28 protein-coding genes are annotated in these 26561 nt (G+C 64.6%); 13 read left to right on the top strand and 15 right to left on the bottom strand.

Features of this window, described 5'->3' with window-relative positions:
• Position 1 precedes the first annotated feature (1 nt).
• Positions 2-2335, bottom strand: a complete 2334-nt coding sequence (locus tag VGT77_RS05150) for an ATP-binding protein (protein WP_327460260.1) — start codon at positions 2333-2335, stop codon at positions 2-4.
• 37 nt (positions 2336-2372) lie between these two features.
• Positions 2373-5747, bottom strand: a complete 3375-nt coding sequence (locus VGT77_RS05145) for an amidohydrolase family protein (protein WP_327460258.1) — start codon at positions 5745-5747, stop codon at positions 2373-2375.
• A 139-nt stretch (positions 5748-5886) separates the two neighbouring features.
• On the opposite strand from VGT77_RS05145, the gene VGT77_RS05140 reads away from it, so the two are divergent.
• Together VGT77_RS05140 and VGT77_RS05135 are read left to right on the top strand one after the other, a co-directional pair.
• Entirely contained in the window at positions 5887-6117 is a 231-nt protein-coding gene (locus VGT77_RS05140) for a type II toxin-antitoxin system CcdA family antitoxin (protein WP_327460256.1), read from the top strand.
• A complete protein-coding gene (locus VGT77_RS05135; protein WP_327460254.1) occupies positions 6117-6413 on the top strand; it encodes a CcdB family protein in 297 nt (98 codons plus the stop codon). The genes VGT77_RS05140 and VGT77_RS05135 overlap by 1 nt, the downstream gene beginning before the upstream one ends.
• 6 nt (positions 6414-6419) lie before the next feature.
• On the opposite strand, the gene ahcY is transcribed toward VGT77_RS05135, so the two are convergent.
• The 3 genes from ahcY to VGT77_RS05120 all read right to left on the bottom strand — a co-directional run bounded on the left by ahcY (position 6420) and on the right by VGT77_RS05120 (position 9084).
• Positions 6420-7826, bottom strand: coding sequence for an adenosylhomocysteinase (ahcY, locus tag VGT77_RS05130; protein ID WP_327460252.1), 1407 nt, complete (start codon positions 7824-7826; stop codon positions 6420-6422).
• Between the two features lie 117 nt (positions 7827-7943).
• The gene (locus tag VGT77_RS05125; protein WP_327460250.1) at positions 7944-8447 is read right to left on the bottom strand and encodes a hypothetical protein; all 504 of its coding nucleotides are present in this window, start codon (positions 8445-8447) and stop codon (positions 7944-7946) included.
• Positions 8448-8550: 103 nt separating this feature from the next.
• Positions 8551-9084 (bottom strand): GNAT family N-acetyltransferase, encoded by a 534-nt coding sequence (locus VGT77_RS05120; protein ID WP_327460249.1) that lies wholly within the window; start codon positions 9082-9084, stop codon positions 8551-8553.
• Positions 9085-9207: 123 nt separating this feature from the next.
• Between VGT77_RS05120 and rpiB the strand changes: the two genes are divergently transcribed.
• The 7 genes from rpiB to rpsD all read left to right on the top strand — a co-directional run bounded on the left by rpiB (position 9208) and on the right by rpsD (position 13843).
• Positions 9208-9651, top strand: a complete 444-nt coding sequence (gene rpiB / locus VGT77_RS05115; protein ID WP_327460247.1) for a ribose 5-phosphate isomerase B — start codon at positions 9208-9210, stop codon at positions 9649-9651.
• Positions 9648-10961 (top strand): serine hydroxymethyltransferase, encoded by a 1314-nt coding sequence (gene glyA, locus VGT77_RS05110; protein WP_327460245.1) that lies wholly within the window; start codon positions 9648-9650, stop codon positions 10959-10961. Before rpiB ends, glyA begins: the two co-directional genes overlap by 4 nt.
• Before the next feature lie 3 nt (positions 10962-10964).
• Positions 10965-11138 (top strand): hypothetical protein, encoded by a 174-nt coding sequence (locus VGT77_RS05105; protein WP_327460243.1) that lies wholly within the window; start codon positions 10965-10967, stop codon positions 11136-11138.
• Between the two features lies 1 nt (position 11139).
• Positions 11140-11601, top strand: coding sequence for a transcriptional regulator NrdR (gene nrdR, locus VGT77_RS05100; protein WP_327460241.1), 462 nt, complete (start codon positions 11140-11142; stop codon positions 11599-11601).
• A gap of 81 nt (positions 11602-11682) precedes the next feature.
• Complete coding sequence (locus VGT77_RS05095; RefSeq protein WP_327460240.1) at positions 11683-12753, top strand: TrmH family RNA methyltransferase; 1071 nt, start codon at positions 11683-11685, stop codon at positions 12751-12753.
• A gap of 81 nt (positions 12754-12834) precedes the next feature.
• The gene (locus VGT77_RS05090) at positions 12835-13083 is read left to right on the top strand and encodes a hypothetical protein (protein ID WP_327460238.1); all 249 of its coding nucleotides are present in this window, start codon (positions 12835-12837) and stop codon (positions 13081-13083) included.
• A 145-nt stretch (positions 13084-13228) separates the two neighbouring features.
• The gene (rpsD, locus tag VGT77_RS05085) at positions 13229-13843 is read left to right on the top strand and encodes a 30S ribosomal protein S4 (protein WP_327460236.1); all 615 of its coding nucleotides are present in this window, start codon (positions 13229-13231) and stop codon (positions 13841-13843) included.
• A gap of 55 nt (positions 13844-13898) precedes the next feature.
• On the opposite strand, the gene VGT77_RS05080 is transcribed toward rpsD, so the two are convergent.
• On the bottom strand, positions 13899-15872 hold the full coding sequence (locus tag VGT77_RS05080; protein ID WP_327460234.1) for a S9 family peptidase: 1974 nt from the start codon (positions 15870-15872) through the stop codon (positions 13899-13901).
• Between the two features lie 110 nt (positions 15873-15982).
• On the opposite strand from VGT77_RS05080, the gene VGT77_RS05075 reads away from it, so the two are divergent.
• From VGT77_RS05075 to VGT77_RS05060, 4 genes are all read left to right on the top strand, one after another.
• Positions 15983-16984: an agmatine deiminase family protein gene (locus tag VGT77_RS05075; RefSeq protein ID WP_327460232.1), complete on the top strand. Its 1002-nt coding sequence runs from the start codon at positions 15983-15985 to the stop codon at positions 16982-16984.
• A gap of 70 nt (positions 16985-17054) precedes the next feature.
• Entirely contained in the window at positions 17055-17750 is a 696-nt protein-coding gene (locus VGT77_RS05070) for a hypothetical protein (protein ID WP_327460230.1), read from the top strand.
• Positions 17747-18595: an N-carbamoylputrescine amidase gene (aguB, locus tag VGT77_RS05065; RefSeq protein ID WP_327460228.1), complete on the top strand. Its 849-nt coding sequence runs from the start codon at positions 17747-17749 to the stop codon at positions 18593-18595. The genes VGT77_RS05070 and aguB overlap by 4 nt, the downstream gene beginning before the upstream one ends.
• Before the next feature lie 171 nt (positions 18596-18766).
• Entirely contained in the window at positions 18767-19069 is a 303-nt protein-coding gene (locus tag VGT77_RS05060) for a PspC domain-containing protein (protein ID WP_327460226.1), read from the top strand.
• Between the two features lie 152 nt (positions 19070-19221).
• Here the strand turns inward: VGT77_RS05060 and VGT77_RS05055 are convergent, their stop codons facing one another.
• The 9 genes from VGT77_RS05055 to rplO all read right to left on the bottom strand — a co-directional run bounded on the left by VGT77_RS05055 (position 19222) and on the right by rplO (position 26541).
• Positions 19222-20292, bottom strand: a complete 1071-nt coding sequence (locus VGT77_RS05055; protein WP_327460224.1) for a DNA-directed RNA polymerase subunit alpha — start codon at positions 20290-20292, stop codon at positions 19222-19224.
• A 97-nt stretch (positions 20293-20389) separates the two neighbouring features.
• Positions 20390-20779, bottom strand: a complete 390-nt coding sequence (gene rpsK, locus VGT77_RS05050; RefSeq protein ID WP_019368402.1) for a 30S ribosomal protein S11 — start codon at positions 20777-20779, stop codon at positions 20390-20392.
• 57 nt (positions 20780-20836) lie between these two features.
• The gene (gene rpsM, locus VGT77_RS05045) at positions 20837-21205 is read right to left on the bottom strand and encodes a 30S ribosomal protein S13 (RefSeq protein ID WP_327460214.1); all 369 of its coding nucleotides are present in this window, start codon (positions 21203-21205) and stop codon (positions 20837-20839) included.
• Positions 21206-21387: 182 nt separating this feature from the next.
• Positions 21388-21603, bottom strand: coding sequence for a DUF2945 domain-containing protein (locus VGT77_RS05040; protein ID WP_327460212.1), 216 nt, complete (start codon positions 21601-21603; stop codon positions 21388-21390).
• Between the two features lie 113 nt (positions 21604-21716).
• Positions 21717-23072, bottom strand: coding sequence for an NADP-specific glutamate dehydrogenase (gene gdhA / locus VGT77_RS05035; RefSeq protein WP_327460210.1), 1356 nt, complete (start codon positions 23070-23072; stop codon positions 21717-21719).
• Between the two features lie 96 nt (positions 23073-23168).
• Positions 23169-23684, bottom strand: coding sequence for an SRPBCC family protein (locus tag VGT77_RS05030; RefSeq protein ID WP_327460208.1), 516 nt, complete (start codon positions 23682-23684; stop codon positions 23169-23171).
• Positions 23685-23724: 40 nt separating this feature from the next.
• Positions 23725-24375 carry an adenylate kinase gene (locus tag VGT77_RS05025; RefSeq protein WP_327460206.1) on the bottom strand — a complete coding sequence of 217 codons (651 nt, stop codon included), beginning with the start codon at positions 24373-24375 and terminating at the stop codon, positions 23725-23727.
• 25 nt (positions 24376-24400) lie between these two features.
• Entirely contained in the window at positions 24401-25765 is a 1365-nt protein-coding gene (secY, locus tag VGT77_RS05020) for a preprotein translocase subunit SecY (protein WP_327460204.1), read from the bottom strand.
• 245 nt (positions 25766-26010) lie between these two features.
• The gene (gene rplO, locus VGT77_RS05015; RefSeq protein WP_327460202.1) at positions 26011-26541 is read right to left on the bottom strand and encodes a 50S ribosomal protein L15; all 531 of its coding nucleotides are present in this window, start codon (positions 26539-26541) and stop codon (positions 26011-26013) included.
• Positions 26542-26561 lie beyond the last annotated feature (20 nt).

The raw sequence follows: 26561 nt of genomic DNA, 5'->3' as shown, positions 1-26561 counted from the left end.
GTCAGCGGCGGGGGAGTTCGACAGTGACGGCGGTGCCCTGGCCGGGCTCGGATACGAGCGTCAGCGTCCCGCCATGCGCCTCAACCCATTGACGCGCGAGCGGCAGGCCGAGGCCGAGCGAAGATCCCCGGTCCCGCGCCTCGCTGGTACGGCTGAAGCGATCGAAGGCGCGCGCCTGCTCCTTTAGCGTCATGCCGGGACCATTGTCAGAGATCACCATTCGCGCCATTCCCTCGCTGCCCTCGCCATGCAGCAGCACGCGCCCGCCCGGAGGCGTGAAGCGCACCGCATTGCCGAGCAGATTGTCGAGCACTTGCCGCAGCCGGCGAGAGTCGCCGGTAACGCTGCCGAGGCTCTTGTCGAGCTCCACCGCCAGCTGGATCGACTTCTCGGCAGCCGCGGCGTCGACAGCCTTGGCCGCTTCGCGCGCGATCCGGCGCAGATCGACCGAGCGGTTCTCCAGCGGCAGTGCGCCCGCCTGGCTCTGGGTCAAGTCGAGGACATGGTCGATGAGCGTGCTCAACCGGGCAACCGATTCGAGGATGGCCTCGACATATTCGCCGGCGGTGGGCGTCAGCGGTCCCGCATAGCCGCCAGACAACATCTCGGCGAAACCGCCGATCGAGGTCAGCGGCGTGCGCAGCTCGTAGCTCATATTGGCGACAAAGGCGGTCTTGACCCGGTCGGCTTCTTCCAGCGCCTCGTTGCGGTCGCGCAGCACGGCCTCGATGCGGCGGCTGTCGCTGATGTCCAGCATCGTGAAGAGCGCATTCCCGTCCGGCAACGGCACCGCCGCAAATTCGTAATGGCGGCCATTTTTCAGAGCGACACGGCCGTTGCGCTGCTTGCGCTCCTGCGTTGCCACGCGCACCAACTCGCGGATCACGGCGGCACGGGAGGGGTTGGTCAGCTGGCGCGAAGCCGCGTCGGCAAGTGCATCGACCCGCGGGTGGCTGTTCAGGAACTCGTCTTCCAATTCCCACGTGTCGCGGAATTTCTGGTTCCAGAGCTGAAGCCGGCCGTCGGCCGCGAACACGCCGACTGCTTCGAACAGATGCTCGAACGTCGCGGCCCGCACCCGCAGCAGCGTGTCGCGGGCGCTGGCGAGGGAGACCTGCTCCGTCCGATCCTCGAAAATGGTGAGCAGCCCGCCATCGGGCAGCGGCTGCGCGACAACGCGAAGATGGGTGCCGCCGGGCAGCATCCAATTTTCTTCCTGTCCCTCAGACGCGCTGATGAACCAGCCGCGGCGCTCATCGCGCCAGGCGCGGAAGTCGCGCGCTTCCGGCACCCGGTTCGCCTCACGCATGCGGTCGAGCACGCGCTCGAACTCCGGACCCTCCGCCAGCCATTCCGGCTTCATCGAGAAGAGGCGCATGAACGCCTGGTTGTAAAAGCTCAGCGACCGGTCTGCCTCGAACTGGGCGACGCCGGCGGAGAGCCGGTCGAGCAGATCGCGTTGCGCCTCGGCGAAGCGCTTAAAGGCGGCGCGGGCCTGCTCCAGCTCCTCGACGTCGATCGCGTATCCCGCGACGCCGGCATCGCCGAGCGGCACGTCTACCACCTGCAGGCTGCGCCGTTCTCCCGCGATCGTCGCCGGCAGCACCCGCGAGCGGGTCTGGCCGCTTTCGCGCGCGGCTGCCGCAGCAGCGATCGGGTTACGGCCTGGCGCCGCCTCGACCAGTTCCAGCCCGCGCTGGATGACGTCGGCGGCGCTGGCGCCTTCGACGGCGCGTACATAGGCGCTGTTGACCAGCGACAGCCGCAGGTCAGGGCCGCGGTGCCACATCGGGATCGGCGAGGCCTCGATCAAGCCGGACAGCGCTTCGAACGCCTGGGCGAGACGATCCGCTTCCTCCGTCAGCCGCGCCATTTCCGAGCGGATTTCGGTCGCGTCGAACAGATACATGACGACCGCGCCGTCGAAGCCCAGCGCCGCGGGAGCCGGGCCGCCCCGGATGGTGAGCGTACGGGACGAGCCTTGCGGCTTCACGACCCGATAGAAGCCGCTCGCAGCCGCTCGCGCCGTGGCTACGTCCTGCCGCAGAAGGGCAAGGTCGGCCTCGCTGAAGCCGCCATCGGATCGCGAGAGATCGCCAAGCTCACGTGGAGGATCGATCAGGCCGAGCCAGTCCGCCAGCCGATCAGATGCGTCGATCCGGTCGTCCAATCCGACGATGACAACCAGTGCCGGCGCGGAGTCGAGCAGCGCCTGCAGTCGGGCGCTGCGCTCCTCCGCCGCCTGCGCGCCGCGACGAAGCTGGAGCCCGGTGATGAGCGCCCAGGCAGCGCCGCCGAGCCACAGCGCCAGCAAGACGCCGACGATCAGAGCCATGAGAGGGGAGAGTTCGACCACCTCCGCTCAGCATAGCCTAGTCATGGCCGTGGCCGAAACCCTGGCTAGCGCTTCCTGCCCCGCGGGTGCCGCCGGACCCTTCCCACCAATAAGGCTGCCGGGTGCGCGTCCCGGTCACGACTTCGTTCATCGTCATCGGATCGTACATCCGGCCGCCAAGCATCACCCGGTGCACCTTTTCGGTGTTGCGGATGTCCTGGGTCGGATCGGCATCGAGCACGACCAGGTCTGCGAGCTTGCCCGGCTCAAGCGAGCCGACATCGCGGTCATAGCCAAGCGACCTGGCCGGATCGATCGTGCCGGCCCTGAGCGCCTCGACCGGCGACCAGCCGCCGCGTGCGAAGCTCCACATCTCCCAATGCGGCCCGAGCCCGGCCTGCTGCCCATGCGCGCCGATCGAGACCAACACGCCCTTGTCGGCCAGCTTCTTCGACTCGCGCGCGCTGTCGTCATCGACATAGTCCTCATCGGGCGCGATCTCACGGCGGGCATTGTCGGCGGCAAGCGTCGCGGGCGGAATATGCCGGGTCAGGATGGGGTGGCGAAACACGTCGGTGTGCGAGCGCCAATAAGGATCGCCAGCCGGGCCGCCGAAGGTGACCACCAGCGTTGGTGTGTAATTGGTCTTCGACTGGGTCCAGAGCTGGACGAGATCGTCGTAAAAGACCCGGAGTGGTATGTTGTGCTCAATGGTTGCATTGCCGTCTTGGATCAGCGTCACGCCCTGGGTGAACAGCGAGCCGCCTTCCGGCACCACCTCCATGCCCTCGCGCTGGGCTGCCGCGACGACCATCTGCCGCTGCTCGCGCCGGGGCTGGTTATAATTCTTCACGCTCATCGCGCCTTGCGCCTTCAGGCGCCGGACATGGGCGATCGCATCGTCGAAGCTGTTGATGTCGGCATAGGTGCCGGCCGCCTTCGCGCCATAGATGATCTCGCCGGTCGAGAAGATGCGCGGCGCGACGATCTTGCCGGCGCGCTGCATTTCCGAGGCGGCGAAGATGACCGACGCTTGGGCGGACGGGTCGTGGATCGTCGTCGTGCCCATCGCCAGATTCGCGAGCGACGACCAATTCTGCTGCGGCACCATGCCGTCCGTGCCCTGCGGCCCATGGGCATGGGCGTCGACCAGGCCGGGAATGATCGTCTTGCCGGCGAGATCGACGGTACGGGCGCCGGCCGGGATCTGCATCGAGGCGCGCGGTCCGACGGCGACGATGCGGTCGCCGCGGACGACGATCACGCCATCGTCGATGATGCCGCCGTCCCGGTTCGCCATGGTGACGATCCGCGCGCCGGTGAGCGCTACCGTTCCGCTAGGTTTGTCGGCAGCAACCTCCATCGCCAGTGACACGCCGGTGCGGGGCGGCTGGAACTTGGGCGCGTTCTCGCCCGCCGGTGCGCTCGGGAAGAATGCGTCGGCGGTGGCGGTGTAGAGCGTCGGCCCGAGGCTCCAGTGGAGCTTCCGCCCGCGATCGGACCAATGAATGAAATCGGCGCCATCTGAACTGACACGCGTGACGGGCAGCGGGCCGCCCTTCGGATCGGCCGACACGTCCTGCGTGCCCGGCATCAGCGGCATCACGAATGCCTGATAATTCTGGCGGAAGGCAAGCAAGCGCCCGTCCGGCGACACATCGAAGTCGTTGACCAGCTCGCCGGTCGAGTGGACCCGCTTGGCCTCGCCGTTCAGGTCGGTCGAGACCAGCTGTCGCTTGCCCTGCGCCGTTATGACCATGAACAGGCGGTCGTTCGACGCGCCGAACTGGGGCGAAACGCCGTCTTTCGCCACCCTCGCCGGCACGCCGCCGCTTGCCGCGACACGGTAGACGCCCGGGCTCTCCGACCATTGGTCGGACGTCAGATACCCACCTGAGCGGCGCTCAAAGACGATGGTTCGGCCATCCGGCGAAAAGGCGGGGTTGGCATAATGACCGGGCTGCTGTGTAACGTCGCGCGGCGATCCGCCATTGGCACCGACCGTGCGCAGCCGGCCAAGCCCCTGATCCGTCCAGTCCACATAGGCGATTGTCTTGCCATCGCGCGACCAGGCGGGATGAAGTTCGAAGCTGTCTCCGTTGCCGCTGGTCAGCCGCCGCGCGGCGCCGCCCGCCATCGGCTTGATCCAGAGCTTGCCGAGAGTCTCGAACACGACCTGGCGGCCGTCCGGCGACACCGCCGCCCATCGCGGGATCTTTGTCGTGAAGCGGTCCGGTGCGACTTCGACTCTGGGGTGCAGCGCATCTGCGACGACGCGGGTGTCGTTCACACGGAAAGGGATTTCGGCAGCGCCGGAGCCGTCCGCGTTCACGCGCCGGATCTTGCCTCCGGCCCAGAACAGCACCGATCGGCCGTCCGGCGTCCACGACATGTTCGGATAGACACCAGTGACCGCCCAGGTCTCCTGCACGTCCTGGTCGAGCGCATCGTAGATCTTGCGCTCCTCGCCCGAGGCGAGGTCCTTCACATAGAGCTTGGACCTGGTGCGCTCGCGGCGCACGAAGGCGATCTTCCTGCCGTCCGGCGAGGGCGTCGGCCGCACCGACCCGCCCGCCCCTCGGGCTACCGTCGCCGTCTCGCCGGTCTCAAGATCATATCGCTCTATATGGAACAGGTCGGTGTTGGAGTTCTGGGCATATTCGAAGATCGGCCCAGGCGTGACGTTGCGCGTGAAATAGACGCTCTTGCCGTCCGGCGCGAAGATCGGCTCGCCCAGCTCTTTCTGATGCTGCTCGTTCGGCCGCTTGACCAGCGGCACGCCGCCGCCGCCCGAGACATGGTACATCCACACTTCGCCGGTGCCGAGCGAGCGGCCGGTGGTGAAATGCTTTTTGGCGACAATGAAGCGGCCGTCCGGGCTCCAGCTCGGCTGGTTGAGAAGCCGGAAATCCTCCTTGGTGACCTGGCGCTTGTCGGACCCGTCCACATTCATGATCCAGACGTTATCGCCGCCGGCACGATCCGAGACGAAGGCAATCCGTCGCCCGTCGGGTGAGAAGCGCGGTTGATGCTCGAAGGCGAGCCCTTCCGCGATCCGTGTCGGCGTACCGCCCCCAATCGGCATCGTGTAGATGTCGCCGAGCAGGTCGAAGGCGATGGTGCGCCCGTCCGGCGACACGTCGACATTCATCCAGCTGCCTTCGGCGACGTTGATCGGCACCTGACGCAGCGTCAGCCCCGGAGGCGCATTCACATCCCATTTGTCTGGCTTGGCGGGCGTCGAGGCGGGCGCATTGGCGCGGGCGGGCGTCTGCGCCGTGCTGCGCTGCTCGGGATTCAGGACCTGGTTTTCGGGCGCCTGGCTATTCTCGACCGGCTGAGGCGGCGTCGGCGCCTGCGCGACAGCCGCAGTGGACGCCAGCAAGCCTGCCAGCAGCGCAATCTTCTTCATGGAGCATCCTCAAGATTCTGTTCTTGAGGAACGCTCTAGGGGTGAAGGCACCCGCCCCACAAGAGATGGGCGATTGCCATAGGAATTCTGTATTGGCGACTCTTGCCCGCACAGGTCCCATGCGCATATCTATGCGCACATGGGTACACGCCTGAAGCGAGCCACAAATGTTTCCTTAAACGCCGAGCTGATCGAGGAAGCTCGCATTTTGGGGATTAGCTTGTCCCGTGCATGCGAAGCCGGGCTTGTTGCCGAGATTCGGCAGGCGAAGGCCGCCCGCTGGCTCGCGGAAAATGGCAAGGCGCTCGACGCATCCAACGCCTGGGCAGAGGCCAAGGGGCTGCCTTTGGCGCATCACCGCCTGTTTTGATGGCGCGGTTTGATTATCATCGGAGCGAAAGCGGCGGCTATGTTCTGGATTGCCAAGCCGATCTGCTTAGTCATCTGAACACGCGGTTGGTTGTTCCTCTGATCCTGCTCGCAGAGGCTCCGACGCCGGCAGCACGGCTGAACCCGGTTTTTGTGGTCGATGGGGAGCAAATGGTCATGGTGACGCAGTTCGCGTCAGCCATGTTCGTCAAGCAGTTGGGACCGCCCTTGGGATCGCTGGGCATCCATGACCGCATGATCATGGATGCCCTCGATATGCTGCAGACCGGCTTCTGAGCCGCCTCAGTAGCGGTAATGGTCCGGCTTGAACGGGCCTTCAGTGGAGACACCGATATAGTCGGCCTGCTTCTTGGTAAGCTTGGTGAGCTTCACGCCGAGCTTTTCCAGGTGGAGCATCGCGACCTTCTCGTCGAGATGCTTCGGCAGGACATAGACCTCGTTCTTGTAGTTAGCGTGGTTCTTCCACAGCTCAATCTGCGCGATCGTCTGGTTGGTGAAGCTCGACGACATCACGAAGGACGGGTGGCCCGTGGCATTCCCCAGGTTCACGAGCCGCCCCTTCGACAGCACGATGATCTTCTTGCCGTCCGGGAACTCGACCTCGTCGACCTGCGGCTTGATCTCGGTCCACTTCATATTGGCGAGCGCGCCGATCTGGATCTCGCTGTCGAAGTGACCGATGTTGCAGACGATCGCCATGTTCTTCATGTCGCGCATGTGATCGAGGGTGATCACGTCGGCGTTGCCCGTGGCGGTCACGAAGATGTCGGCGCGCTTGGTCGCCTCCTCCATGGTGACGACTTCATAGCCTTCCATCGCGGCCTGGAGCGCGCAGATCGGGTCGATCTCCGTCACCAGCACGCGGGCGCCGCCGTTGCGCAGCGAGGCGGCCGAGCCCTTGCCGACATCGCCGAAGCCGGCGACGCAAGCGACCTTCCCGGCCAGCATCACATCGGTCGCGCGGCGGATCGCGTCGACCAGCGATTCCTTGCAGCCATAGAGATTGTCGAACTTCGACTTGGTCACGCTGTCGTTGACGTTGATCGCCGGGAAGGGAAGCTTCCCCTTCTTGGCCAAGTCATAGAGACGGTGAACGCCGGTGGTGGTCTCCTCAGACACGCCCCTGATGTTCTGGACGGTCTTGGTGAGGTAGCCCGGACGCTCCGCCAGGAAGCGCTTAAGCGTCGCGACGAAGATTTCCTCTTCCTCGTTGGTCGGCTCGAACAGCTCCTCACCGGCCTCGACGCGCGCGCCCCACAGCGCGAACATCGTCGCATCGCCGCCATCGTCCAGGATCATATTGCAGGTCTGGTCCTGCCCCCAGTCGAAGATGCGGACGACGTAATCCCAATATTCCTCGAGCGTTTCGCCCTTGACGGCGAACACCGGAACGCCGGTCGCGGCGATTGCGGCGGCGGCGTGATCCTGGGTGGAGAAGATGTTGCAGCTAGCCCAGCGGACCTGCGCGCCCAAGGCCGTCAGCGTCTCGATGAGCACGGCAGTCTGGATCGTCATGTGCAGCGAGCCAGTGATGCGCGCGCCCTTCAGCGGCTGCTCCGCGCCATACTCCTCGCGCAGCGCCATTAGGCCGGGCATCTCGGTTTCCGCGATCTCGATCTCCTTGCGGCCAAAGGCGGCGAGGTTCAGATCGGCGACGACATAGTCTTGGGGTTGGGCAAGGGTGGCCACTGCGAAATCTCCGGCTCAACAAAAGCGGCCGTCCGCGGGAAAGCAGACGGCCGTGATGGAGAGCCTTTAGCGTCGCAGCGTCGCCAAGGCAAATATAAAGATATCTTTATATGCGGATTAGCGCCGCGCGGCGATGGTGATCGGAGCGCCGCCGCCGACGCAGCGATCACCCTGCACCGTCGGAGTCATCTGCACCATATCGGCCAGTTCGCTGAGCGCGACGGGAGAGCCTTTCGCGACCAGCGCCATCTCGACCAGCGCAGCCACATCGTCGCAGCCGAGATCGCCGGTGCCGGCGCCATAGCGATTGGCGACGGTGGTCATATAGTTGTCATAGGCGTTGAGCGCGCCGCGCTCGCCGAACTCGGCGGCGAAATGGCTCTTCAGCGTCGCATTGGCCTTCAACAGCGCCGGGCGGCTGGCGACCACGAAGCGGTTATAGTCCTCGACGAAATCGGCGTTGGTCTTGCGGCAGCGCAGCGCCTGAACCATCAGCATGGTGTCGAGCTCGCGAACCTGAGCGGCTTCATAGGCGGCGTCGCTCCAGCACGCGGCAGTGGCCGAACCGGTGCACAGGGCGGCGGCGGCGGCGGCAGTGAGCGCTTTGATGACGATCTTCATCTCTGTTCCCCGGACAGAGCCGCAACGGTGCGGCCTGGGGCGACCATGGCTCGCCAGGCTTGAGCAGCGCGTTGCCGAAACTGGTTAACGCCGGACAAAGAACTCAGCCTGCCGCCCGCTCTAACAGAAGCAGCTCGGTTCCCTTGTAAGGCTGGCGGTCGAAAACGCGGTAACCGAGGGCTTCTGCGGTGCGGATCGAGGGCGCGTTTTCCGGATCAATCATGCAGACGGTGCGCGGCCAGCTATAAAGCGACTCCCCCCAGCGCAGGGCAGCGAGCATCGCCTCGCGCGCATAGCCCTTGCCGTGCCCCAGGGGCAGCAACACCCAGCCAGCTTCCGGCGCCGAATCGAAGCGCTCACCCAGGCCCCGCCGCCCTTCGAACAAGCCGACATCGCCGATGAACTTGCCCGTCTCCAGCTCCTCGACCGCCCACAATCCATGGCCGTTCACCGCCCAATGGCCGACATAGCGCAGGAGCCGGTTCCAACTGTCCTCGGGAGCGACGGGGTTGCCGCCGAAATGACGCACGACAACCGGGTCCTGCCACATAGCAAGGAGTTGGTCGGCATCATCACGCCGATGCGGGCGCATGCGCAGGCGCTGGGTGCGGAGTTCTGGTGCGGCAACGATCTTCATAACCGCTCTCTAGCCCATCGTCATTCCCGCGAAAGCGGGAACCCAGCTGGCCCCCCCCTTGCGCGGGGGTGACGAAAGGAAGGGGAACTCCTAAACAGCGCGCATCCGATTCCCGGAGCTTCCATGACGCGCATCGCCATCGCCTCGGATCATGCTGCCTACGATCTGAAGATCGCGCTGGCTGCGTGGCTGCGCGAGCAGGGGCATGAGGTGAACGACTTGGGCACCCACTCCGGCGCCTCGGTCGACTATCCCGATTACGGCGCGCGCATCGCCCGCACGATGGAAGCGGGCGAAGCCGATCGCGGCATCGCGCTATGCGGCTCAGGCATCGGCATTTCGATCGCGGTCAACCGCAGCCGTGCCTGCCGGTGTGCGCTCGTCTCCGAACCGCTCTCCGCCCGCCTTGCGCGCGAGCATAACGATGCCAATGTGCTGGCCCTTGGCGCCCGCCTGGTCGGGCCCGAAATGGCCCGCGCCTGCATCGAAACCTTCCTTTCCACCGAGTTCCTCGGCGGCCGTCACCAAGGCCGAGTCGAGAAGCTCTCCGCCACGGAGCCCGCATGAGCACCAATCCCCAAATGCTGCACGATGTGCAGTTCGACGGGTTCTTCACCCGCGAACTGGCCGAGGCCGATCCGGAGGTCTTTGCCGGCCTGACCCACGAGATCGAACGGGAACGCTACCAGATTGAGCTGATCGCGTCGGAGAATATCGTCTCCAAAGCCGTGCTGCAGGCGCTCGGATCGGTGTTCACGAACAAATATGCCGAAGGCTATCCGGGCAAGCGCTATTATCAGGGCTGCGCGCCGTCCGACGAGGTGGAGACGCTTGCGATCGAACGGGCCAAGCAGCTGTTCGGCTGCGGCTATGCCAATGTCCAGCCGCATTCCGGCGCCCAGGCTAATGGCGCCGTGATGCTGGCGCTGACCAAGCCGGGCGACACGATCCTGGGCATGAGCCTCGATGCCGGCGGACACCTCACCCATGGCGCCAAGGCTGCGATGTCGGGCAAATGGTTCAACGCCGTGCAATATGGCGTGAAGCCGGACGATCACCTGATCGACTTCGACCAGGTTCGCGACCTCGCGAAACAGCACAGTCCCAGGCTGATCATCGCCGGCGGCTCGGCCTATCCGCGCGTGATTGACTTCGCCCAGTTCCGCGCGATCGCGGACGAGGTCGGCGCCTTGTTCATGGTCGACATGGCCCATTTCGCCGGCATCGTGGCGGGCGGGCTCCACCCCTCCCCCTTCGAGCATGCGCATGTGGTGACGACGACCACTCACAAGACCCTGCGCGGCCCACGCGGCGGCGCCATCTTCACCAATCACGAGGACATCGCGAAGAAGATAAACTCGGCGGTCTTCCCGGGCGTGCAAGGTGGCCCGCTGATGCACGTCATCGCGGCGAAGGCAGTGGCGTTCGGCGAGGCGCTGCGGCCGGACTATCGCAGCTACATCGCCGCCGTCGTCGAGAATGCGAAGGTGCTTGCGAGCCGCCTGAAGGAGCGTGGCGCCGACCTGGTCGCGGGCGGGACCGACACCCATCTGGCGCTGGTCGATCTGCGTCCGTTGGGCGTCACCGGCCGCGATGCGGACGAGGCGCTCGAGCGCGCCGCCATCACCTGCAACAAGAACGGCATTCCGTTCGATCCCCTGCCTCCGGTCAAGACCAGCGGCATCCGCGTCGGCTCGCCCGCCGGAACGACGCGCGGCTTCGGTCCGGCCGAGTTCCGCGAGATCGGCGACATGATCGCCGACGTGCTCGAAGGGCTGCGCCAGAAGGGCGAGCATGGCGATGCTGCGGTCGAGGCCGGAGTGCGGCAGCGCGTCCGGGCGCTGTGCGAGCGCTTCCCCATCTATCCGGAGCTCTGACCGATGGACCTGAAACGACGCCCGGACGGCAGCCTGTCCCCCGACGCGAAGAAAATCGCGACCTGGGCCGCAGTCGGGGCGGTGGTCGGGATTCCACTGCCCTTCGTCAGCTTCGTCGGAGGCGCCGTAATCGGCGGGGCTATCGCTGCCTATCGCATCCACAAGGGACAAGGCTGAATTGCGCTGCCCTTATTGCGGACACGAAGACAGCCAGGTCAAGGACAGCCGCCCGACCGATGACGGCGCGGCGATCCGCCGCCGACGCCAGTGCGAAGGCTGCGCCGCCCGCTTCACGACGTTCGAGCGCATCCAGCTGCGCGAATTGACGGTTGTGAAGAGCGAGGACCGGCGCGAGCCATTCGACCGCGACAAGCTCGCCCGCTCCGTCGCCATCGCTTGCCGCAAGCGCCCGATCGAGCCGGTCCGCATTGAGCGGCTCATCAGCGGCATCCAGCGCCAGCTCGAAACGAGCGGCGAAAGCGAGGTCACGTCCAAGCAGATTGGCGAGCTGGTCATGGACGGCCTCCGTGGCCTCGATAGCGTCGCCTATATCCGCTTCGCCAGCGTCTATAAGGAGTTCGCCGAGGCGCGCGATTTCCGGGAGTTCGCGGGGACGGTAGCGGAGGGGGGCGAGAACTGAGCCTTCCCCTCGCCGTTCGTCCCGAGTAGCCGTCGAGTAGGAGCGTAAGCTCCGTATCGAGACGACGTATCGAGGGATTGCGTGGCCTTTTACGCCTATATGCTCCGGTGTTCAGACGGACGCTACTATACTGGTCATACCGAGAATCTCGAACAGCGCCTCATGCAGCATGATGCTGGTACCTTCGGCGGCTGGACGAGCAAGCACCGTCCGGTGGATCTTGTATGGTCTGAGAGCTTCTCGACCCGAGAGGAAGCCCTTTCCGCCGAACTTCAGATCAAGAACTGGTCGCAAGCGAAGAAGCAGGCTCTGATCCGAGGCGATTGGCATGGCGTATCTGAGTCGGCCAAAAAGCGCTTCCCGGGGGCGAGCATCCCTCGATACGCCGTCTCGACAAGCTCGACGGCTACTCGGGACGAACGTGTCCCAGAGCCACCTCCGCCACCCATCATCGTCCTCGTCCGCCCGCAGCTCGGAGAGAATATCGGCAAAGCGGCGCGCGCGATGCTCAACTTCGGGCTGACCGAGTTGCGTCTGGTTGCCCCGAGAGATGGATGGCCGAATCCATCTGCGGGTCCGGCGGCGTCGGGCGCAGATATCGTACTCGAACGCGCGCGGGTGTTCAGCAGCACGGCCGAAGCCGTCGCGGACTGTGCGCAAGTCTATGCCACGACGGTGCGAAAGCGCGGCGTCACCAAGCCGGTGTTCACGCCGGAACAGGCCGCGACCGCCATTCACCGCGATCCGGGCCAAAGTGCGATCCTGTTCGGCGCCGAGCGGTCGGGGCTGGAGACGGATGACGTCGCGCTAGCCCGCGCCATCGTCACAGTGCCGATCAATCCGGACTTCGGATCGCTGAACCTGGCCCAGGCCGTGATCCTGCTCGCTTATGAATGGTCGAAGCAGGCCGATCTAGTCCAACCGACGGCCGGCGATGAGCTGCCGCCCGCGCCGCAGGAAGAGCTCGAGGGCCTCATCGGCCATCTCGACGCATTGCTGGCGCCGACGGGTTACTTCCTCCCGCCAGAGCGCGCCGGTGCGACCCGCCGGACGCTGCGCGGAGTGCTCACCAAGCCGGGCTGGAACAGCCTGGAGATTCGCACGCTACGGGGCGTTCTGAGTGCGCTCGGCAGGGGCCGATCGGCCGGCTAAATAGTTCGAGACGCGATATTCTCGCTTCGCGCGTTTCATGGTAGAATGGCTGTTGGAAGAAGCTTGATATTAGGGGAAGACATGTCGTTCAGCGCTCTTTTTGCGGCCCTCCTTCTCGCGGGACCCAGCACGACGGAAGCACCGGCGCAGGCGGCCGAGAAGCCGAAGAATGAGGACAAGGTTATCTGTCGGATCGACATCGAGACCGGCTCGCTCGCCAAGCGGACTAAGCTGTGCCTCACCAAGCGCGAATGGGCACGGGTGCGCGAAGATGCGAGAAACAACTATGATCGCATGAACCCGCATATCGGGGTGGTGCAGGGCAACTAACAATCTTGACCTTGGTCGGGCGCTCGTCTAGGCGCCCGCCTTCGCAATCGGCCCCGCACTCCGGTGAAGCGGCGGCCCTGCCCCATGTTCGCGTGGCAAGCAGGCGAGACCGGGCATAACGTCAAAAGCGATTGAAAGGTAAGACATGTCGAAGCGCCATAGCGCCAAGCACAAACTCGACCGCCGCATGGGCGAGAATATCTGGGGCCGTCCGAAGTCCCCGGTTAACAAGCGCGAATATGGTCCCGGCCAGCACGGCCAGCGCCGCAAGGGCAAGATGTCGGATTTCGGCCTGCAGCTCCGCGCCAAGCAGAAGCTGAAGGGCTATTACGGCGACGTCACCGAGAAGCAGTTCAAGAAGGCTTACGAGGAAGCGTCGCGCATGAAGGGCGACACTTCGCAGAACCTGATCGGCCTGCTCGAGCAGCGGCTGGACATGATCGTCTATCGCGCCAAGTTCGCGCCGACGATCTGGGCGGCCCGCCAGCTGGTCAGCCACGGCCATGTCCGCGTCAACGGCGTTAAGTGCAACATCGCGTCGCGCCGCTGCTATGTCGGCGACGAGATTTCGCTGTCGAACAAGGCGCAGGAAATGGCGCTGGTGCTGGAAGCCCAGAGCCTCGCCGAGCGCGACATTCCCGATTATGTCGCCATGGACGGCACCGCCAAGGCGACTTTCGTCCGCGTGCCGACGCTGGACGAGGTGCCCTATCCGGTGAAGATGGAGCCGAACCTGGTCGTCGAGTTCTACTCGCGCTAAGCGTTCAGCCCAACTACAAGAGCAAGAAGGGCGGCCCTCGGGCCGCCCTTTTTCTTTACTTCAGCCCCATGCTCGCCCGCAGGAACGCCTCGCTCTTGCCCAGCATGTCGGCACGCACGGCACTGTCCGGCAGGCTGTGGTCGAGCTTCGGGTAGATAGTCAGCTGCACGGTTTTGCCGGCGGCACGAAGTCTGTCTTCCATCAGACGCGACGCTTGCACGTTGACGTTCCGGTCGACATCGCCGTGAAAGAGCATGACGGGCGCCTTGATCGCCGCCGCATTCTGGGCGGGTGAGCCCTCCTTCAAATGCGGCCCCGATCCGATGAAGTCGCGGATCACGCGCTGCGCCGATGTATTCGTATAATCCTGTTTGAGAGCGACGAGATCGGTGACAGGCGCAATCGCAACGATCGCCTTGAACAAGTCGGATGCGACCACGCCAGACTGGAGCGCTGCATAGCCACCGTAAGACCAGCCGACGATCGCCAGCTTGGCGGGATCGGCAATCCCTTGCGAGACCAGCCAACGGCCGCTGTCGGTCACGTCGCCAATGGCGATCTTCCACGACTTGAAGCCGTTTTCCTGGAACCACTGCTCCCCATAGCCTGATGAGCCGCGGAAGTTCGGCTGAAGCACCGCATAGCCCTTGTGCGCATAATATTGCGCGAGCCAGTCAAAGCCCCACTCGTCGCGCGACTGCGGGCCGCCGTGCGGCATGACGATTGCCGGCAGCCCTTTGCCCGACGAGCCAGGCGGAAGCGTCAGATAGGCCGGAACCAGGGTCCCGTCTGATGCCTTGACCTGAACGCTTTGCACCTTGGCGAGCTTATAACCTTCCAGCTCCGGCCGGGTCAGCAGCAACGGCCGCATCTGCTTTGTGGTCCGATCGAGCAGATAGTGACGGCCGGGATCGACATCCGAGCCGGCCCACACCAGCAGCTTCTGCTCATCGTCGCTGGCGCCGTCGAAAGTGAGCACCGGGCTGCCGGGCAATGCCTTGGCAAGCGAAGTCGACAGTTTCGACAGCGCCGGGTCGAAATAATGAGCATAACGACGGTCCGTCGCATAGCTGACGCCGATGATGCGCTGCTTGCGGCCCAGTCGGATGGGTCCGTCCACATCGACCTGCGGATGATCGAAGACGTTAGTCTCCACATGGCTGCCGTCGAGCGTCCGCTTCACCAGCGCCAGCCGACCTTTGTGCTTCTGGAGACCGTAAACGACGTTCTCGGCCGGATCGATCGCGTACGGGTTGAAGCCATCATAGGTCTGCTGGTTGAAGGTACCGAGATCTTTCCACTCGCTGCTGCCTTGAGCCCTGTATTTGTAACGCACCATCCCCGTGTTGAAATACTCCGCCGTCTTCTCGCTGATGCCGACGATCCTGACATTGCCGGTGCCGTCGGTGATATATTCGCTAGCGTTGTTGATCGGTGCGACCACCGTCTTCGTCTGAAGCGTGCGCGTGTCGACCCGCTCGACGGCAAGGCCCTCGTCGCGCTTCTCGATCAATGTGCCGGCCCTGGTCTCCGGCACGATCCAGCGCGTCATCAGTACCGAGCCATCCTGACCCGGCAGCCAGTCCAGCACCGATCCGCCATAGTTGTTGAAGTACCAGGCATTCAGCCCCTGGCGCTGGCTGACGACCTTCGGATTAGCGCCATTTGCATCGACGGCCACCATGCGGCTGAGCCCGACCTTATACCCCGCCTCGTCGCGCACGATGTAGACGTTGCACACGAGCCGGTCATTGCTGACCCAGTTGCAGCCGACCAGCCGCTCGGGATCGCCACTCGCAACCAGCGACCGCTTCGGCGAAGCGCTGCCGTCGACCGGTACGGTGAACAGCGCATTGCCTGCTCCAATCGTCGGCGCCAGGAAAGCCATCGTCTTCCCGTCAGGTGAAAGGGTGGCGCTCGCGACCGACTCCCGCGCGCCGAACGCCTTTTCCGGCGGCACCGCTTGCGCATGCAAGCTGGTCACGCTGCTCGCCGCAACGGCGAACATCACGAATAGATCACGTCTCACGCTCTTCCCCCTCTCGGCTCCCTTCGATAAGAGCGCGTGCCGCTCGCGATGACAAGGGATGATGCATCCATAAGTCACGTAGAAATCACGAAGAAAGGTCCGACGACCGCATGACCATCCCTCGCCAGCCGCCGGAATGGGCGCGGCACGACAGTGTCTGGATCGGCTTTCCCAGCCATCGCGATCTGTGGGAAGAGGATCTGGCGCCTGCCCAGGCCGAGGTGATCGCGTTTGCCGAGGCCGTGCATGCAGGCGGCGCCGGCGAGACGGTCAGGCTTGTCGCAGCCAATGGCGAAGCCGCCGCGGCCGCTGCGCGCCTTGCCTCGCCCGGCATCGACATCGTGATCGCACCGTTCGGCGATATCTGGTTGCGCGATACAGGTCCGATCGTCGTGGCGGCCGGGCGAATCCGGGAAACGCGGTCTTTCATATTCAATGGCTGGGGCGGGAAATACCGGCTCGAGGGCGACGACGATCTCGCCGTGCGGCTGGCGCAGGGCGCGGGCCTTGCCAACCGCGCCTGCCATTATGTGCTCGAAGGCGGAGCGATCGATGTCGACGGCACCGGCCTGGCCGTCACGACGGAACAGTGCCTGCTCAATCCCAACCGCAACCCCGATCTGAGCCGCGACGAGATCGAAGCGCGCTTGCGCGGCGATCTCGGACTCGACCGGCTGCTCTGGCTCGGCGACGGCCTGCTCAACGATCACACCGATGGTCATGTCGACAATCTTGCCCGCTTCGTCGGGGAGGGCCGGCTCGCCCTTCCGGAGCCCAGCGGGGACGATGATCCCAATGTCAGCGTCTATCGCGATGCTCAGGACCGGGCGCGGGCGTTCGGCCTGGAAGTGGTGACTCTCCCCTCCCCCGGCCGCGTCCTGCGCGACGGCGAGATTATCCCGGCGTCGTACATGAACTTCTATATCGGCAACGCCGCCGTGGTGGTGCCGCTCTACGGCGCTCCAAACGACCAGGCGGCGGTTGAAGCCATCGAGGCGCTGTTCCCCACGCGCAAGGTCGTCGGCCACCGGGCCGATCACATTCTGACCGGCGGGGGCAGCTTCCACTGCATCAGCCAGCAGGTGCCGTCGTTGGCCGAACTCTCGTCCTAGTTCGTCATGCCGGGCTTGATCCGGCATCCCGCTTCTCGTTGAGCGGCGGTCGAAGCAAGGGGAGGAGCAAGTGACGGCAGCATTCTATCGAACGGCGGCGATTGCATCGTTCGCCTCGTCCGTGACGACGCTAAGCCTCATCTTCCTGCCCGATCTGTTCGCTCCGGCAGAGGGGTTTGCGGGGCGCATGCAGCGTGTGACCGACCCGATCTATCAGCTGCGCGCTTGGATCTATCTGCTCCACCCTTTCCTGGTGTTCACCGCCGCACTCGGGATCGCGGCCGCGACCAGGCATGTGGCGCCGGGCCGTGCTCTGGCGGGCGTTCTCGCCATGGGCTTGTGGGCAGTCACCGAGGCGGGACAGCAGACGCTGACGCTTTTCGCCTTCGACGGCTGGCGCCGCGCCTGGCTGGCGGGCGACGCGGCGGTGCGCGCCACGATGGAACTGCGCGCAGCCATCTATGACGGGCTGTGGGACGCCTCCTATGGGCTGCTGCTGATCGGATTCCTGATCGGCAATGCCTTTCTTGCCGCGATCCTGTTTTCGCTACGGGATGGCCTCACGCGCATCGTCGGCGTCTTTCTGCTGCTCGCCGCCTTGCTCACGCTAGCTATTCTGATCGTCGAGGTCGGCGGACCAGACCTGCTGGCCCCGTTCGGCCGCTGGGCCTATCCCGCGATCCAGCCGCTCGGGCGCATCCTCATCGGCGTCTGGCTGTGGCGGGTAGCGCTAAGCGGCGAGCCTCGGCTACAGGCGCCCGCATGACCGAGATCACCGTTGCCGCCCTTCAGCTGGCTCTGCCCGGCCCCGAAGCCGAGAACATTGCCAAAGTCTCCGAACTGGTGCGCGAAGCAGCGGCCAAGGGCGCAAAGGTGATCCTGCCGCCCGAGCTGTTCGAAGGGCCCTATTTCTGCCGGGTAGAGGATGAGGGCCTGTTCTCAAACGCGCGGCCGACCGATGAGCACCCGTCCGTCCAGGCGATGCAAAAGCTCGCGGCGGAGCTTGGCGTGTACATCCCGACCAGCTTTTTCGAGTGCGACGGACCGCATCATTACAACAGCCTCGCCATGGTCGACGACAAGGGCGCGATCATGGGGCTCTATCGCAAGAGCCACATTCCGGACGGGCCGGGTTATGAGGAGAAATTCTACTTCCGGCCTGGGAACACCGGTTTCAAGACCTGGAAGACGCCGGGAGCGACGCTCGGTGTCGGCGTGTGCTGGGATCAATGGTATCCGGAAACGGCACGCGCGATGATGCTGATGGGCGCGGAAATCCTCTTCTATCCGACCGCCATCGGCTCCGAGCCGCACGATCCTGACCTCGACACCAGCCGGCTGTGGCGCCGAGCCATGGTCGGCCATGCGGTGTCAAACGTCGTGCCGGTGGTCGCCGCCAACCGCATCGGCACCGAAGACGGACAGCGCTTTTACGGCCACAGCTTCATCTGCGACGAACGCGGCGACATTTTGGCGGAGTTCGGCGCGAGCGAGACCGGCGTCCTCACGGCGACGCTCGATCTTGATCGGGTGAAGCGGCACCGCGCCGCGTTCGGCTTCTTCCGTGACCGTCGGCCCGAGCTCTACACGCGGCTCACCGAAGATCGTTAGGGCCAGATCAAGGCGCATTTCGCCACTTGTTGGTAACGATCGCGCCCCTATCTGAGGCGCGTTTCGTCTAACGCCCTCGCATTTCCGTCGATCTCCGACTTGGCACGGCGCGTGCAAAGCCGTTGGGGAGCGCGGCTGGGCCGCGAAACACGACGACCAAGGAGTAACAAGATGCAGACCGCCAACCTTCTCACCCGCGACGACACCTTCTTCGGCGTGTGCGAAGCATTGGGCACCGACCTGGGCTTCAACCCCAATATCCTGCGCGTCGTGTTCGGCGTGGCAGTGATGTGGAACCCGGCGCTGGTGATCGGCATCTATGCGGCGCTGGGCGCCGTGGTGTTCGCCTCGCGCTACTTCTTTCCGGTGACTCCGAAGCAGAGCGTGTCGATCGACAAGCCCGTGGCAACTCCGGCGCGTAAGGTTGAGGCGGTCAACGATCCGGCGGAGAAGCAGCTCGAACTGGCCGCCTGATCTCTGTTACTAGAACGAAAAAGGCCGCCCGTTGGGCGGCCTTTCCTTTGTCTTTCCGGGGTACGACACGGGCAGAGCCCGCGTCGTCGGTCGGCTTTGCCGCCGGCCGGGCTGACGGCGTCTCCGGCTTAGCTTCGCTAAGCCGGTGCGCCTTAGCCCATGATATCCTGCTCGAGCTTCTTCGCCATTTCCTCGATATTCTCGGGCGGCCAGCCGGGGATTTCCATGCCCAGGCGGAGGCCCATCGAAGACAGGACTTCCTTGATCTCGTTCAGGCTCTTGCGGCCGAAGTTCGGCGTGCGGAGCATTTCCGCCTCCGTCTTCTGCACGAGATCGCCGATATAGATGATGTTGTCGTTCTTCAGGCAGTTGGCGCTTCGCACCGACAGCTCCAGCTCGTCCACCTTCTTGAGCAGATAGCGGTTGAGCTGGTTCGAATCGGTCTCGGCCTCCATCGGGGCCATCGCACCGCTGTGCATGCCGCCGCTGACCGGCGCCGACACCGCCATGCCGTCGTCGAAATGGACGAACAGCTGCAGCTGGTCCTGCAGGATGCGCGCGGCATAAGCGAGCGCATCATCCGGGCCGATCGTGCCGTCGGTCTCGACGGTGATCGTCAGCTTATCATAGTCCAGTTCCTGGCCGACGCGGGTGTTTTCCACCTTATAGGCGACCTGGCGCACCGGCGAGTAGAGCGCGTCGACCGGGATCAAACCGATCGGCGCATCCGCCGGGCGGTTGTTCGCGGCAGGCACATAGCCCTTACCCGCCTCAGCGGTCAGCTCCATGTTGAGCGTCGCGCCTTCGTCCAGGTGGCAAATCACCAGATCGGGGTTCATCACCTCGATGTCGCCGGACACGTTGATCATGCCCGCGGTCACTTCGGCCGGACCGGTCGCCGAAAGCTGCAAGCGCTTGGCGCCCTCGCCCTGCATGCGCAGCGCGATCTGCTTCACGTTCAGGACGATGTCGGTCACGTCCTCCCGAACACCGGCCAGCGAGCTGAACTCGTGCAGCACATTCTCGATCTTGATCGAAGTCACCGCCGCGCCCTGCAGCGACGACAGCAGCACGCGGCGCAGCGCGTTGCCGAGCGTCAGGCCGAAGCCACGCTCCAGCGGCTCGGCGACGAACGTGCCCTTGCGGCGGCTATCGCCACCGGCCTTGCGCTCCAGGGCGTTTGGCTTCTTGAGTTCCTGCCAGTTCTTTGCGTTGACAGCCACTGTGTTCCCCTCGGGGGTTGTGGCGGAACGTGTGCACGCGTCCCGCCGGAAAAGTCACAAAAGTCACACCATATACGGGGTGCGACGAACCGGCGCGTCAGACGCGACGGCGCTTCGACGGCCGCACGCCGTTGTGCGGAATGGCGGTCACGTCGCGGATCGACGTGATCTGAAAGCCGACCGCCTGTAGCGCGCGGAGCGCCGACTCGCGGCCCGAACCCGGACCCTTCACCTCGACTTCGAGCGTGCGGACGCCATGCTCGGCAGCCTTGCGGCCCGCATCTTCAGCGGCGACCTGGGCGGCATAGGGAGTCGACTTGCGGCTGCCCTTGAAACCCATCATGCCGGCCGAAGACCAGCTGATCGCATTGCCCTGCGCGTCGGTGATGGTGATCATGGTGTTGTTGAAGCTGGCGTTCACATGGGCGACGCCGGCGGTGATGTTCTTGCGTTCGCGGCGGCGAATACGCTGCGGTTCACGTGCCATTTCGTAACTGACCTTCCCTGTAGGTGGCGAGCCGCGCTGCAGAAGCGCGGCTCAAGCTCACTTCTTCTTGCCGGCGATCGGCTTCGCCTTGCCCTTGCGGGTGCGGGCGTTGGTGTGGGTGCGCTGGCCACGAACGGGCAGGCCCTTGCGGTGACGCAGGCCGCGATAGCAGGCCAGGTCCATCAGGCGCTTGATGTTCATCGCGGTTTGGCGACGAAGATCGCCCTCGACCGTGTGGCCGGCGTCGATCGCTTCGCGGATCTGCAGCACTTCCTGGTCGGACAGGTCCTGCACGCGGCGCTCCGGCGCGATGCCCAACTGCTCGGTCAGCTTCTTGGCTGTGGTCGGGCCGATGCCGTGGATATAAGTCAGCGCGATCTCGACGCGCTTGTTGGTGGGGATGTTCACCCCCGCGATACGTGCCATGTAATTCTTCTCCTGCTCCACAGGCCAGCTGGCGACCGGCCTATCTCAGCGCTTCACATGTTCCGAAACGGACAAGACCGGCGTGCGCGTGAAAGCGCCGCCGGAACGAGCGGTGTGTCGGAAGAGTGGCGATCTAGGGAGAGGCGGACGGGCTGTCAACGCCCGAACCGGCGCAAAAGCGGCTATTTCGCCTTCTTGAGCGCACTCGGCTTGTGCGCCGCCTCTTTGCCCGATTTGTCGGACCTGACCAGATATTCCGGATTGTCCTTGGACGCGGCGGCCTTGTGGCCCTTGATCTGCGTCTCGGACGTCAGCTTCTTCACGACCTTACCGACCGAATGGCCGCCGGAGCTGTCCCATTCGACCTTGTCGCCAGCCTTGAACGTCTTCTCCGCCATGTCGCACTCCCAGGATCGGGAGCCTCAACCAGCCACCCATCTTCTACGTTCCGTTCGTTTCGAGCGAAGTCGAAAAACCGCTCTCGACTGCGCTCGAAGCGAACGGGTGCGAGTTAGACCACGCCGTAGGCGAGCATTGCGTCGGCGACTTTCTTGAAGCCGGCGATGTTGGCGCCCTTCACATAGTCGCAATAGCCGCCGCCCTGCTGACCATATTCCAGGCAGCGGGAGTGGATGCCGTCCATGATGTCGACGAGCAGCTGCTGCAGCTGCTCTTCCTTCCATGAGATGCGGGCCGAGTTCTGGCTCATCTCGAGACCGGAAACAGCGACGCCGCCTGCATTGGCCGCCTTGCCCGGCGCGAACAGGATCTTGGCCTCCTTGAACAGGTGCACGCCATCCAGGTTGGTCGGCATGTTGGCGCCTTCCGACACTGCGATGCAGCCGTTCGCGATCAGCGTCTTTGCATCTTCGCCCAGCAGCTCGTTCTGCGTGGCACAGGGGAGCGCCACGTCGCACGGCACGCCCCAGGGCGTCTTGCCTGGCGTGAAGGTCGAGCCGGCGAACTGGTCGACATATTCCTTGATGCGGCCGCGCTTCACATTCTTCAGCTGCTTGACCCAGTTGATCTTCTCCTGGTCGAGGCCCGCCGGATCATGGATGAAGCCTTCGGAGTCTGACAGGGTCACGACCTTGCCGCCGAGCTGCGTCACCTTCTCCGCCGCATGCGTCGCGACGTTGCCGGAGCCCGAGATGACCGCGACCTTGCCGACCAAGTCCTGGCCCTTGGTTTTCAGCATGTTCAGCAGGAAATAGGTCGCGCCATAACCGGTCGCCTCGGTGCGGATCAAAGAGCCGCCATATTCCAGGCCCTTGCCGGTCAGCACGCCGGTGAACTCGTTCGTGATCCTTTTGTACTGGCCGAACATATAGCCGATCTCGCGCGCGCCGACACCGATGTCGCCGGCCGGCACGTCCACGTCGGCGCCGATATGGCGGTAAAGCTCCGTCATGAAGCTCTGGCAGAAGCGCATCACTTCGGCGTCGCTCTTGCCCTTCGGGTTGAAGTTAGAGCCGCCCTTGCCGCCGCCCATCGGCAGGCCGGTCAACGCGTTCTTGAAAGTCTGTTCGAAGGCGAGGAACTTGAGCGTGCCTTCGGTCACGGACGGGTGGAAGCGGATGCCGCCCTTGTAGGGCCCGATCGCATTGTTGTTCTGCACGCGCCAGCCGCGCTGCACGCGGATGTTGTTGTTGTCGTCCTCCCAGACGACGCGGAAGCTGACCACCCGATCCGGCTCGGCGATCCGGCGCAGGATCTGCCATTTGTGATATTGCTCCTTGTCCTGGATGAAGTCGAAAATGTCTTCGGCGACCTCCTGGACCGCCTGGACGAACTCCGGCTGGCCGGGATTGCGCTTCTTCACGCCTTCGATGAACGTCGGAAGATCGACGTGATCGGTCACTGCCATGGTCTTCTTGCCCCCTCTGGTGCGGATCGATGTTGCGTTTGACCCGGCGGCCTTCTGTCTGATTCGAGGCCGTTACGAAGTGAGGGTTAGCACAGATCAGGGCTTGGCCAAGGGGGCTTGCAGGCCCTTCAGCTGCTCGGCCATCACGCGGTCGACGATCGGCGCGAGCTTGTCCGCGCCGGCTCTGACGAAGCCGCCGACGACATAGGTCTGCGTGACCTCCGTGCCGCCGGCGACCGGCTTCAGCGCCCAGGTCAGCGCGCCGCTGACGCCTTCCTGTTGCAGCGGCCCGAGTGCCCCATGCAGGCGCAACGTTTTGGCCGGCTGCGCATAGACGACGCGGCTATGCTCGATTGTCGCGCGTTCCGCCGGAATGGTCTCGCAGAAACAGCCGCCGGCGCGCAGATCTTGGGTCAGGTTGTTGGCGTCACCCGAATAGGTGTGCGCCTTGTTCCACCAGCGGGCCGGCTCTCCCAGCATGGCGTAAACGCGCTCGGGCGGAGCGGCGATGGTCAGGACGCTGACGGTCTCGAACCCCGCGGGCGAGGCGGACTTGACCTCTGCGATGGCTGGCGCCGCAGCCAGCAGAGCAAAGAGCGGAACGATGCGCATATGTGCCCCCATCCAGTTCGGGAGCAGTGTGGCAGGCAGATCAGCGGCGGTCCAGAATGGCTTCGATCTGCTGCGAGACCGTGTTCATATCCGCCATGCCGTCGACGCGGCTGACCAGCCCCCTCGCCTCGTAGATGGGCAGGATTGGCGCGGTCTTGGCGCGGTATTCGGCCATGCGGGTGCGGACGGTTTCCGCATTGTCGTCGGCGCGGCGCTTGAACTCGTGCGAGCCGCAGACGTCGCAGGTCTCGGCGACCTTGGGCTGCTTGAAACGGTCGTGGTAGCCGGTGCCGCACTTGCCGCAGGTGAAGCGGCCGGTGATGCGTTCGACCAGCGCATCTTCGTCCACCTCCAGCTCGATGACGTGATCGAGCGAGCGGCCGCGGGCGGACAGAATCGCGTCGAGCGACTCCGCCTGGGCGGCGGTACGCGGATAGCCGTCGAAGATGGCGCCCTGCTCTGCCCCCATCATGTCGAGCGCCTCGCCGATCAGGTCGGAGACGATCTCGTCGGAGACCAACTCGCCCGCATCCATCACCGCGGCGACACGGTTGCCGACCGGCGTGCCGGACTTGCGGGCGGCGCGCAGCATGTCGCCGGTGGAGAGCTGAGCCATGCCGCGTTCCGCGACCAGGCGGGTCGCCTGCGTGCCCTTGCCCGCGCCCGGAGGCCCCAGAAGGATGATGTTCATGGGCAGCTCCTCCCCTTGATCGGTTCTAGCGGGCGCGGCCCTTCAGCTTCGCCTTCTTGATCAGGTCGCCATATTGGTGCGCCAGCAAGTGGCTCTGAATCTGCGTCACCGTGTCCATCGTCACGTTGACGACGATCAGCAGGCTGGTGCCGCCCAGATAGAAGGGGATGCCTGCCGCCGCGACCAGATATTCCGGCAACAGGCAGATGATCGTCAGGTATGCCGCGCCGATCACGGTGATGCGGGTCAGCACATAATCCAGATAATCGGCGGTGTTCTTGCCCGGGCGGATGCCGGGAATGAAGCCGCCATGCCGCTTCAGATTGTCAGCCGTTTCTTCCGGATTGAACACCACGGCGGTGTAGAAGAAGGCAAAGAAGATGATGCCGGCCCCATAGAGCGCCATATAGAGCGGCGTGCCGTGCTGCAGATACTGGTTGAGGCTGATGATGAAATCGCCCCAGGCGCTCTCGCCTGCCGTCCTCTGGCCGGCGAACTGAGTGATCGTCAGCGGCATCAGCAGCAATGACGAGGCGAAGATCGGCGGGATTACGCCCGAGGTGTTGATCTTCAGCGGCAAGTGGCTGCGATCGGCCTGCATCGTACCGCGTGCCGTCTGGCGCTTCGGATACTGGATCAGCACCCGGCGCTGCGCCCGCTCCATGAAGCAGATGAAGGCGATCAGGCCCAGCGCAACGACGAGGATGGTGAGGATCAGGAACGGCGACAGGCTGCCGGTGCGGCCGCCTTCAAACAGGTTGACGAGCGTCGTCGGCAGCTGCGCGACGATACCGGCCATGATGATCAGCGACACGCCGTTGCCGACCCCGCGGCTGGTGATCTGCTCGCCCAGCCACATCAGGAACATGGTGCCGCCGACCAGCGAGACCACGGCGGTGATGCGGAACAGCATGCCCGGATCGACAACCGCGGCGACGCCCTGCTGCGCGCCGAAGCCTTCCAGGCCCGTCGCGATGAAATAGCCCTGGATGACGGTCAGGAAGACGGTGCCATAGCGAGTATATTGGTTGAGCCGCTTGCGCCCGCTCTCGCCTTCCTTCTTGATCGCCGCGAGCGTCGGGCTGAGCGTGGTCGCGAGCTGCACCACGATCGACGCCGTGATGTAGGGCATCACGCCCAGCGCGATGATCGACATGCGCTCCAGCGAGCCGCCGGAGAAGGTGTTGAAGAAATCGAGCACGCCGCCGCGCGTCTGGTTGGCGAGCAGGCCCAAAGCAGTCGGGTCGATGCCGGGAAGCGGGATGAAGCTCAGCAGGCGGAAGACGATCAGCACGCCGATCGTGAACCAGAGCCGCTTCTTCAGCTCGGTGGCCTGTCCGAACTTCGACAGGTTCAAGTTGGTCGCCAGTGCGTCGGCTCGAGATGCCATGAGGGTATGTCAGTCCTGAAAAAGACAAAGCGGCGGGAAAGCATTGGTCGCTCCCCCGCCGCCCATATAGTCACCTGAAAGCGGTTGTCACGGGAGCGGGCCGGTCCAATCCCCAACTCCGTTCGTCCCGAGTAGCCGTCGAGCCTGTCGAGACGGCGTATCGAGGGATGCTTCGATACGAGCCCTCGCTATGCGGCTGCGCCGCTACTCGGTCTCTACTCAGCACGAACGGCTTTGGTTAGATTTTAGCCCCGCGCCGCCTTCTTCGCGTCGCGCTGGCTGTTCTTCTTGGCGGCAGCCTTCTCAGCGGCGGGCACGACCTCTATCACCGAGACCGATCCGCCGGCCTTCTCGATCGCCTCGCGGGCGCCCTTGGACACGCCGGCGACGTTGAAGCTGAGCTTGGCCGAGAACTCGCCCTTGCCCAGCACCCGCACGCCGTCCTTGCCGCCGCGCGCAACGCCGGCGGCCTTCAGCGCCGCATGGTCGATCGTGCCATTGGCATCGAGCTTGCCGGCATCGACCAGCTTCTGGATCGCGCCCAGGTTCACTTCGGCATAATCCTTGGCGAAGATGTTGTTGAAGCCGCGCTTCGGCAACCGCATGTGGAGCGGCATCTGGCCGCCTTCGAAGCCAGCGATGCTGACGCCCTCGCGGCTCTTCTGACCCTTCTGGCCACGCCCGCCGGTCTTGCCCTTGCCGGAGCCAATGCCCCGGCCCACCCGCATCTTCGACTTACGCGCGCCCTGATTGTCGCGGATTTCGTTCAGTTTCATTGCACTCGGTTTCCCTGTGT

The organism is Sphingomonas sp. (genome assembly GCF_035944535.1).
Lineage (GTDB): Bacteria > Pseudomonadota > Alphaproteobacteria > Sphingomonadales > Sphingomonadaceae > Sphingomonas_B.
Note: the sequence above shows the minus strand (reverse complement) of the source record. Positions and strands in the feature narration are given on the sequence as shown.

Excerpts from the sequence above, each read along its gene's own strand:
- VGT77_RS05150 (WP_327460260.1), bottom strand. The coding sequence starts at position 2,335 with ATGGCTCTGATCGTCGGCGTCTTGCTGGCGCTGTGGCTCGGCGGCGCT.
- VGT77_RS05145 (WP_327460258.1), bottom strand. The coding sequence starts at position 5,747 with ATGAAGAAGATTGCGCTGCTGGCAGGCTTGCTGGCGTCCACTGCGGCT.
- VGT77_RS05140 (WP_327460256.1), top strand. The coding sequence starts at position 5,887 with ATGGGTACACGCCTGAAGCGAGCCACAAATGTTTCCTTAAACGCCGAG.
- VGT77_RS05135 (WP_327460254.1), top strand. The coding sequence starts at position 6,117 with ATGGCGCGGTTTGATTATCATCGGAGCGAAAGCGGCGGCTATGTTCTG.
- VGT77_RS05125 (WP_327460250.1), bottom strand. The coding sequence starts at position 8,447 with ATGAAGATCGTCATCAAAGCGCTCACTGCCGCCGCCGCCGCCGCCCTG.
- VGT77_RS05120 (WP_327460249.1), bottom strand. The coding sequence starts at position 9,084 with ATGAAGATCGTTGCCGCACCAGAACTCCGCACCCAGCGCCTGCGCATG.
- rpiB (WP_327460247.1), top strand. The coding sequence starts at position 9,208 with ATGACGCGCATCGCCATCGCCTCGGATCATGCTGCCTACGATCTGAAG.
- glyA (WP_327460245.1), top strand. The coding sequence starts at position 9,648 with ATGAGCACCAATCCCCAAATGCTGCACGATGTGCAGTTCGACGGGTTC.
- VGT77_RS05105 (WP_327460243.1), top strand. The coding sequence starts at position 10,965 with ATGGACCTGAAACGACGCCCGGACGGCAGCCTGTCCCCCGACGCGAAG.
- VGT77_RS05090 (WP_327460238.1), top strand. The coding sequence starts at position 12,835 with ATGTCGTTCAGCGCTCTTTTTGCGGCCCTCCTTCTCGCGGGACCCAGC.
- rpsD (WP_327460236.1), top strand. The coding sequence starts at position 13,229 with ATGTCGAAGCGCCATAGCGCCAAGCACAAACTCGACCGCCGCATGGGC.
- VGT77_RS05075 (WP_327460232.1), top strand. The coding sequence starts at position 15,983 with ATGACCATCCCTCGCCAGCCGCCGGAATGGGCGCGGCACGACAGTGTC.
- aguB (WP_327460228.1), top strand. The coding sequence starts at position 17,747 with ATGACCGAGATCACCGTTGCCGCCCTTCAGCTGGCTCTGCCCGGCCCC.
- VGT77_RS05060 (WP_327460226.1), top strand. The coding sequence starts at position 18,767 with ATGCAGACCGCCAACCTTCTCACCCGCGACGACACCTTCTTCGGCGTG.
- rpsK (WP_019368402.1), bottom strand. The coding sequence starts at position 20,779 with ATGGCACGTGAACCGCAGCGTATTCGCCGCCGCGAACGCAAGAACATC.
- rpsM (WP_327460214.1), bottom strand. The coding sequence starts at position 21,205 with ATGGCACGTATCGCGGGGGTGAACATCCCCACCAACAAGCGCGTCGAG.
- VGT77_RS05040 (WP_327460212.1), bottom strand. The coding sequence starts at position 21,603 with ATGGCGGAGAAGACGTTCAAGGCTGGCGACAAGGTCGAATGGGACAGC.
- gdhA (WP_327460210.1), bottom strand. The coding sequence starts at position 23,072 with ATGGCAGTGACCGATCACGTCGATCTTCCGACGTTCATCGAAGGCGTG.
- VGT77_RS05030 (WP_327460208.1), bottom strand. The coding sequence starts at position 23,684 with ATGCGCATCGTTCCGCTCTTTGCTCTGCTGGCTGCGGCGCCAGCCATC.
- VGT77_RS05025 (WP_327460206.1), bottom strand. The coding sequence starts at position 24,375 with ATGAACATCATCCTTCTGGGGCCTCCGGGCGCGGGCAAGGGCACGCAG.
- secY (WP_327460204.1), bottom strand. The coding sequence starts at position 25,765 with ATGGCATCTCGAGCCGACGCACTGGCGACCAACTTGAACCTGTCGAAG.
- rplO (WP_327460202.1), bottom strand. The coding sequence starts at position 26,541 with ATGAAACTGAACGAAATCCGCGACAATCAGGGCGCGCGTAAGTCGAAG.